The sequence below is a fragment of the Actinomadura sp. NPDC048032 genome (assembly GCF_040653175.1).
In the GTDB taxonomy this organism is placed as follows: domain Bacteria; phylum Actinomycetota; class Actinomycetes; order Streptosporangiales; family Streptosporangiaceae; genus Spirillospora; species Spirillospora verrucosospora.
Genome location: NZ_JBEZJP010000565.1, coordinates 1 through 4,154 on the forward strand (window position 1 = coordinate 1; position 4,154 = coordinate 4,154).

A 4,154-nucleotide genomic window follows, 5' to 3' on the forward strand; every position below is an offset into this window, starting at 1 on the left:
GCGGGCCCCGGGCGCGGGCCCCGGCCGGCGGCGCGGCGGGCATACATCGGCGCGGGACGGGAATGGGGCCGTCCACCTGCGGGGACGATCCCGCGGGCGAACCGCCGACGAGGGGGAGATCGCCATGCGCGTCGTCGTCACCGGCGCCACGGGCAACATCGGGACCAGCACCGTCCGCGCGCTCGCCGAGGACCCGGCCGTCACCGAGATCACCGGACTGGCCCGCCGCGAACCCGGCCCCGGGGCCGCCCGCGAGGCCGACCCCGCCGGGACCGGCAAGCTGCGCTGGGCCGAGGCCGACGTCACCGACACCGACCTGGTCCCCCTGATGCGCGGCGCCGACGTCGTCATCCATCTGGCCTGGCTGTTCCAGCCCACCCACCGGCCCGCGGTGACCTGGGACGCCAACGCCGTCGGCAGCGCCCGGGTGTTCGACGCCGCCGCCCGCGCGGGCGTGCCCGCGCTGGTGTACTCCTCCTCGGTCGGGGCCTACTCCCCCGGCCCCAAGGACCGCGCGGTCGACGAGTCCTGGCCCACCCACGGGTGGCCTGAGGCCGCCTACAGCCGCGAGAAGGCCTACGTCGAACGGCTCCTGGACGCCTTCGAGACCGCCAACCCCGACTGCCGCGTCGTGCGGCTGCGGCCCGGGTTCGTCTTCGAACGGCAGAGCGCCAGCGAGCAGCGCCGCCTGTTCGCCGGGCCGCTGCTGCCCGGCCGCCTGGCCCGCCCCGACCTCATCCCGGTCGTGCCGGACCTGCCCGGCCTGCGGCTGCAGGTCCTGCACTCCGCCGACGCCGGGCAGGCGTTCCGGCTCGCCGCCACCGGCGAGGCCCGCGGCGCCTTCAACCTCGCCGCCGAACCCGCCCTGGACGCCGCCGAGCTCGCCGACCTGCTCGGAGCCCGGATCGTGCGGCTGCCCGCGCGGGGCGTGCGGGCCGCGCTCGCCGCCGCCTGGAACCTGCACCTGGTGCCCGCCTCCCCCGCCCTGCTCGACCTGGCCCTGCAGATCCCGCTCATGGACACCGCCCGGGCCCGCGACGCGCTCGGCTGGACGCCCCGCCACAGCGCCCGCGAGGCGATCACCGAGTTCCTGGAAGGGCTGCGCACCGGCGCCGGCCGCGACACCCCGCCACTGGCCCACGACACCGGCGGGCGGCTGCGCGGACGCGAGTTCGCCACCGGAGTCGGCCGCAAGCCCTGACCGCACCCACGCCGACTCCGCCACCACGCACCACCCACCACGACCGGCGGCGCGGTCCGGCCCCACGGCCCGGCCCCGCTCCGCCGCCCAACCGATCCGGAGGTCACCCGATGCCGACGATCACAAGCGAGCACCTGCACACCCTGCTGGCCTCCACCGACCGCGGCGCCGCGCTCGTCGTCGTCGGCGGCCGCGCCGCCGTCGTCCCGGCCGACCCGAGCCGCGGCGACGGCCCCGAGGACGCCATGGTGATCACCACCCGGGACGCCGTCATCGCCGAACTCGACACCGGCGCCAACGAGGAGCAGATCGAGGCCCTAGCCCAGCGGCTGGACACCGCCCTGGACAGCCTCGGCGGCTGACCCCCGCCGGGCGGAAACGTCGCGGCGGGGGCCGGCCGCCGTCCGGGATCAGTCGCGGCTGCGCCGGCGATGGCTGGTGTCGCAGAACGGGTACGCGCGGCTGCGGCGGCACGCGCACAGCGCCACCAGCCACCGGTCCGACACCGCCGTCGACCCGTCCTCCATCACGACTTCCACCGGGCCCTCCACCAGCACCGGCCCGCCCGGCACTATCCGCACCCGCCGCCGCTCCCGGCCGCCCGGCGACTCTGCGCCCGGGCCTTCGGCACCGTTCGCGGACTCCGGCCGCGACTCCGGCCGCGACTCCGGCCGGGTCTCGGGCCGAGTCTCAGGCCGCCCGCTGGTCGGGCTCATCGGCCGCCTCCTCCTCCATCCGGTCCGCGCGCACCACCACCAGGTCCTCGTGCCGCTGCCCCTCCACCAGCAGGCCGCGCGCCCGCAGCCCGTCCGCGCGGCGCCGCATCACCGGCCCGAACGGCTCGCGGTGCCGCGCCACCACCGACGCCCGCATCCCCGCGCGGCGCAGCCCCACCAGCGTGGCCGCCACCCCGTTCAGCGCCGAGTGCACCACCAGCAGCGTCCCCGACGGCGACAGATGCCGGGGGGCCTGCGCGCAGATCCGGTCCAGCAGCATCCGGCCGTCCGGGCCCGCCTCCCACGCCCGCGCCCGGCCCCGCACCGACGCCGGGTCGACCTCCCCGGCCACGTACGGGGGGTTCGCGACGATCACGTCGAACTCCTGCCCGGCGACCGGCGCGAACATGTCCCCGCGCAGCACCCGCACCGGCAGCCCCCGCATCCGCGCGTTCACCCGCGCCGCCAGCACCGCCTGCGACGAGGCGTCCACCGCGACGACCTCGCAGCCCGCCCGCGCTGCGGCCAGCGCCACCGCGCCGGTCCCCGTGCCGAGCTCCAGGACCCGCGCCCCCGGCGGCGCCCCCGCCCGCGACAGCGACCTCAGCAGCGCCCGCGTCAGCAGCGAGGTGTCGGCCTGCGGCCGGTACACGCCCGGCGGCCTGAAAAGCATCATCCCGACCCTCCCCTTCACCCGGCCGCCGGCGCGGCCGCCGGCACGTCACTCACCACACCGGCCCCGGCGCCGGGGCCCGCATCGCCCACCGCGTCGGCGAGCGGGCGCCGCAGCGCCGAACGGCCCGCCCGCCAGCTCCCCAGCAGATGGCCGCCCAACCGGTCCTCCAGCAGGCTCGTCGCGCGCACGCCCAGCACCACGTCCCCGGCCAGGCCCGGCTCGGCCTCCAGCAGCCCGCCGATCACCTCGTGGCGCAGCACCTGCTCGTGGACGGCGTCGGCCTCGATGTGCTCGGTGTGGAACAGCAGCGCGCGCGGACCGGCGCCCAGCCGCTCCAGCGCCCGCGCCATCCGCCGCGCCGACGGCGCCGTGGTGATCTCCGCCGCCGCGAAATGCCCCACCAGCGCGGCCCGCAGCGACCGGTGCAGCCCGAACAGCGACATCATGTTCACCGTCGCCAGCATCTCCGCGGGCGCCGCGTCCACGTACGCGCCGTAGGACGGGTCCAGCCCCAGGTCGTCCAGCAGATCGGCGTACAGGCCCTGGTGCGTCATCCGCGCGCGGCCGCCGCCGAACTCGTCGTTCTCCACCGCCGCAAGCGCCGCCTTGGCCCGCCCCCGCAGCCTCGGGATCACCCACGCGTGCGGATCGGCCTCCTTCAGGTGGTACACCGACCGCAGCGCCGCGTACTCGCGCATCTGCCCCCAGGTGCCCTCGTCGCGCAGATGGTGGGACACGCCGCGCGCGTCCACCGGCTCCACCAGGAGTTCCTCAAGCGCCCCCTGCACGTCCCGTGCCGCTTCCGGGCCGGTCGCCTGCCACACGTCGCGGCGCAGCGCCGCCAGGAAGACCGCCTCCATCGTCCCGCGCAGCCGCAGCAGCCCCGGATCCCACTCCCAGTCCGGGTCCACGCCCGCGAACCCCTGGTAGTGCAGCTCGTAGCAGGTGTGCAGCGCCAGCTGCAGATCCTCCCCGTAGGGGTCGCAGGACCGCGCCTCGGCGACCAGCCCGCCGATCCCCGACGGCTCCGGCGGGTCCTCGCGAAGCGGGCTCGGGGGCGAACCCGAGGCCAGGACGTCCGCCACGGCCCGCGACAGCGGCCCGCGCGGCTCCGGCAGCACCGGGGCCCGGTCCGCGCGCGCCCTGACGGAACCGAGCGAACCCCCGAATCCGAAGCCGGACGCAGGGGCCGACGCAGGGGCCGACGCAGGGGCCGACGCGGGAGCCGGCCCGCGTCCGGTCCCCGGGCCGGGCTCGGGACCGCGAGAGGGCGGTCGGTCCTGGTGAACGGTCATGTGTCCTCCGTCGTCAAGGGGCGTCCGGCTCCGGTACCCGCTCACCCGCGTCCCATACGCCCGGTTTCTCCCCAGGAGTCTCGTCGGGCGGCTCCCCCGCCCCCTCGGCGGGCCCGCCCGCCACGTCCGGACCGGCATCCGAGCCGGCACCGCCGACGTCCAGGCCGATGTCCAGGTCGCCGGACTCGGTCTGGCGGCCTTCCTCCCCGGCCTGAGCCACCCGAGCCCCAAGGTCCGCGCGAACACCGCCTACGACCTGCAGCTCA

At 77.4% G+C, this 4,154-nt stretch carries 6 protein-coding genes; 3 read left to right on the top strand and 3 right to left on the bottom strand.

Features of this window, described 5'->3' with window-relative positions; all coding sequences use genetic code 11:
* Nucleotides 1-1,201: NAD-dependent epimerase/dehydratase family protein (locus AB0C69_RS38965; RefSeq protein WP_360361147.1), on the top strand; the 1,201-nt coding region annotated here is incomplete at its 5' end.
* Nucleotides 1,202-1,311: 110 nt separating this feature from the next.
* Nucleotides 1,312-1,563, top strand: a complete 252-nt coding sequence (locus tag AB0C69_RS38970; RefSeq protein WP_345187244.1) for a hypothetical protein — start codon at nucleotides 1,312-1,314, stop codon at nucleotides 1,561-1,563.
* 48 nt (nucleotides 1,564-1,611) lie between these two features.
* Here AB0C69_RS38970 and AB0C69_RS38975 read toward each other — a convergent pair whose 3' ends face one another.
* Genes AB0C69_RS38975 through AB0C69_RS38985 form a run of 3 tightly spaced genes read right to left on the bottom strand, consistent with a single transcriptional unit; the run spans nucleotide 1,612 to nucleotide 3,714 of the window.
* Nucleotides 1,612-1,917, bottom strand: a complete 306-nt coding sequence (locus AB0C69_RS38975) for a CDGSH iron-sulfur domain-containing protein (RefSeq protein WP_360361150.1) — start codon at nucleotides 1,915-1,917, stop codon at nucleotides 1,612-1,614.
* Nucleotides 1,892-2,593 (bottom strand): HemK2/MTQ2 family protein methyltransferase, encoded by a 702-nt coding sequence (locus AB0C69_RS38980; protein ID WP_360361153.1) that lies wholly within the window; start codon nucleotides 2,591-2,593, stop codon nucleotides 1,892-1,894. Before AB0C69_RS38980 ends, AB0C69_RS38975 begins: the two co-directional genes overlap by 26 nt.
* A 14-nt stretch (nucleotides 2,594-2,607) precedes the next feature.
* A complete protein-coding gene (locus AB0C69_RS38985) occupies nucleotides 2,608-3,714 on the bottom strand; it encodes an iron-containing redox enzyme family protein (RefSeq protein WP_360361155.1) in 1,107 nt (368 codons plus the stop codon).
* A 172-nt stretch (nucleotides 3,715-3,886) separates the two neighbouring features.
* On the opposite strand from AB0C69_RS38985, the gene AB0C69_RS38990 reads away from it, so the two are divergent.
* Nucleotides 3,887-4,154, top strand: a 268-nt coding sequence (locus AB0C69_RS38990) for a hypothetical protein (RefSeq protein ID WP_360361158.1), incomplete at its 3' end; no start/stop codon positions are given.